Origin of the sequence: Kitasatospora sp. MBT63, assembly GCF_000710465.2 — a bacterium.
In the GTDB taxonomy this organism is placed as follows: Bacteria; Actinomycetota; Actinomycetes; order Streptomycetales; family Streptomycetaceae; genus Kitasatospora.
In genome coordinates this window covers 1-3,196 of the sequence record NZ_JAIZ01000523.1, presented here as the reverse complement: position 1 = coordinate 3,196, position 3,196 = coordinate 1, and the positions used below count along the sequence as shown (strand labels likewise).

Below are 3,196 nucleotides of genomic sequence, written 5' to 3'. Positions count from 1 at the left end.
CTCTCCCCGGCACCGAGGATGACCGGCACCACGATGGTGGGGCGACCTTCCCGCTGCCCGGCACCATGCGCAGCGCCCGCCCGACGGCCTGGACCAGCACATACGACAGAACCTCGACCTGACCAGCCCGGCTTGTGGATAGCCCGGTGTGGGGTGAGAGGGAAGGGGCGATCTGGCCAGGCCCCGTGCAGTGAGGCGGAGCTCGTCGCCTGCCAGCGAGCGATAGCTGCAGTTCGTCATCTCTGGCGAGGTCGGAAGGGGGCTACGCCTCCGCCGTTTCCTCCCTCTGCTGCTTGAGCGCCAAGTCTTGCCACGGGGCAACCCGTGGCACGGCCGGGCTGGCCTCTCTGACGGGATGGTCCGGGTTGGTCTCCCGGACGGGGAACCGCTGGTCGGCGTTGTTGCCGACCGCAGGGATGTCGGTCGGGCGGAGCATCGCTTTGGCGGTGAGGGTGAGGATGCGCAGGTCGAGCAGGACCGAGCGGTTGGCGATGTACCAGAGGTCGAGCTCCATCCGCTCGGGCCAGGTGATGCTGTTGCGGCCGCAGACCTGGGCCCAGCCGGTGATACCGGGACGGATGTCGAGGCGGCCGCGCTGACGGGGCGAGTAGTGGACGATCTGCTCGGGCAAGGTGGGACGGGGGCCAACTACGGCCATGTCGCCCCGGGCGACGTTCCACAGCTGCGGCAGTTCGTCGAGGCCGGATCCTCGGAGCAGGGCGCCGAATCGGGTGATCCGGGACGCATCGGGTTCGAGGTCGTAACGCCTGTCCCGCATGGTGCGGAACTTGAGGATCTGGAACTCCCGGCCATGGCGCCCGGACCGGGCCTGCCGGACGAACACGGGTCCGCCCATGGTGCCGCGAACCACGATGGCGATCAGCAGGCCCAGCGGGACCGCGACGGTCCCGGCCAACAGGACAATCAGGAGGTCCTGAACACGCGAGGCGCCTTGCCGACGCCGCCGCTTGGCCCACCTCGATCGCAGCGCCCGCCATAGATCGGCCGTCGACCGCCTCCGGATCGCGGCGGGGAAGCGACCGTCCAAGCGGCTAAGGGTCTCCGGGGACAGGCTCGCGCGCGCTTGGATGAGATCGGTCTCTCCTAGACCGATCTCATCCAAGAGGCCGTCGAACGCCTCGTCGTCCATGCTCTGGGAGCTGGCGCGGTCCGCCTCGTTCGTCATTGCATGCCTCCTTCGCTGCCGGTCCCGCCGCTCGTCTGGTCCCGGCCCCGCGCGATCTGACGCCGCACGCGGGCGATCCGCTTCTCCAGGGCCTTCTCCGTCAGCCCCAGCTCGTCCGCCGCCTGACGCTGAGTAAAGCCGATCGCTCTGAGCATGAGCCCCCGTAGCGTAAGAGGATCACTGACGCCGCGCAGGACACGGCTCACCTCGTCCGCCATGACGACACTGCCGGCGGGGTCCGGGATCCCTTGGCCGACGAACACCGGACTGGCGGAGAGACCGGACCAGTCCTCCGGAAGCGGTGTTCCCTCCATCACCTGGCGCCGACGTGCCTTCCTCTCCCACGCCCGGTAGACGTTCGAAAAGGCCAGAACGCAGGCGTTGCGGAAGTAGGTCTGCAGGTCCGCTCCGCCATCGGGTCGCCACTGACCTCCCACCATTCCCTTCCGGTGGAAGACCCGCTGCCCGACAAGGACCGCGTCGACTGCCAACGTGGCAAAGTCATGATCATGGAATCGGAGTCCAGGCCTCCTAGTCACAGGCCGCCCGCAGTTTGCCGCCCGCCGAAAGATCTCTCCCGACCGGCACCACTGCTCCAGAGTCGCTGCGGCATCGGTCACCAGCCCCAGAGTGAGCCGCTCGTATCGTTCGCCGGTAAAGCCCTCTGCGCGCAACGCGGCCACCACCTTGGCCTGTTTGGCAAGGCGCGCCGCGTGGGCGACCTGATCCTGCGCCTCCGGCCCAGGAAGGGCTGGACCTGTGTGATCGATCACCTGGTCTCCCACACCACAGCGGCGGACCTCATGGCCGCGATCTCGCTCATGCCAATGGGATAGGTCATCTCAGACCGGCTCCCCCTCGCACCCTGAGTGTGACATGGATCACGCGAGGGGTGGTGTGCTGCGACGAACCTATCTCTCCATCACCAACCGTCGGCAGCAACCACATCGAGATCCTTGGAGCCCATTGATGTCCCGTCAGAAGACTCTGCTCACTCAGCGTGCAGCCCTCATCCTGCTCATCTCCGTCGTCGCTGGCATCGTGGCCGCGGTCCTCACCCGCCTCGAGAGCGGAAGCACGCCGGGCGCTCTTCTTGCCGGCGGCGCGGCATGCGGCGGCGCCGTCCTTCTCTTCCACGCCATCATCAACTAGAACGTGTCGAGAGCAGCGCTAATAGGCAAATTCGTACCGGGCGAGAGCCTGGGCCCCGCCATCGAGGTCGAGCCGGAGCTGGGCGGCATCTGCGTGTAGCTCCAGGCACCTGCCTCCGTGTGTAGGTGTCGGCGGCCGCGAGGGTACGCCACCCCGACCATCGCCTACATGGCCACCACCTACGGCTTCGACCCGGACACCATCACCGAGGCTCACCTGTCCATCCACACCGCGCCGTTGCTCAAGGAGTGGACCGGCCGGATCCGCGGCGGCTACAAGCGCGCCTACGCCGACCTCGGCCCGACCGACGGCCAGAGCCCCACCGAGACCACGGGCTCCGCGCCGCAGGCCGTCGTCCTGGCGAACAGCGGCGCCCGGTGGCGGGTGATCGCGCTCGTTGCCGCACCGGCTGACCCCGGAGGCCGTCTCGTCGCCGTCCTGCCGCGGTAACCATGCCGCTGGGGCCGGGAAGGCATCCTGCCCGCCGAGCAGCGAGGAACTGCTGGTCTCCGAGCACCCGGTCGATGCCATCACCCTCGCTACGCCTGGCCGTCGGGTGGCTGGCCGGAGAGCGCCGCGTTGAGACGACCCGTGCGCCACGGCCGGGCAGGTCTTCGGCCTGCTTCGCTCCGACATGGGCTCTACAACGCTGGGTATGGGGTGCTCCGGCGCACGCGTGGTGGCCAACAAGACCGTGCTCGCCCACCCTGCGTGGGCCGGAGATGGGCCGGTACCCGCCACCGTCCCATCTCCGGCACACGCCTACGCCCAGCGCATCCCGAGCGCGGTGAGCCGCTCGGCACGGGCGGCGGGAACGTTGGCGCGCCTGCTGCGGCTGTTGGCGATGAACAGGCCGAG

At 68.7% G+C, this 3,196-nt stretch carries 4 protein-coding genes; 2 read left to right on the top strand and 2 right to left on the bottom strand.

Annotated features, from left to right (window positions below):
• Positions 1-262 precede the first annotated feature (262 nt).
• Positions 263-1,186 carry a sugar transferase gene (locus tag AA75_RS28220; protein ID WP_233289224.1) on the bottom strand — a complete coding sequence of 308 codons (924 nt, stop codon included), beginning with the start codon at positions 1,184-1,186 and terminating at the stop codon, positions 263-265.
• A complete protein-coding gene (locus AA75_RS48050; RefSeq protein WP_149038422.1) occupies positions 1,183-1,959 on the bottom strand; it encodes a hypothetical protein in 777 nt (258 codons plus the stop codon). The genes AA75_RS28220 and AA75_RS48050 overlap by 4 nt, the downstream gene beginning before the upstream one ends.
• 196 nt (positions 1,960-2,155) lie before the next feature.
• On the opposite strand from AA75_RS48050, the gene AA75_RS28210 reads away from it, so the two are divergent.
• Positions 2,156-2,338, top strand: a complete 183-nt coding sequence (locus tag AA75_RS28210; protein WP_051813586.1) for a hypothetical protein — start codon at positions 2,156-2,158, stop codon at positions 2,336-2,338.
• Between the two features lie 168 nt (positions 2,339-2,506).
• A complete protein-coding gene (locus AA75_RS28205) occupies positions 2,507-2,788 on the top strand; it encodes a hypothetical protein (protein WP_033823096.1) in 282 nt (93 codons plus the stop codon).
• Positions 2,789-3,196: the final 408 nt, after the last annotated feature.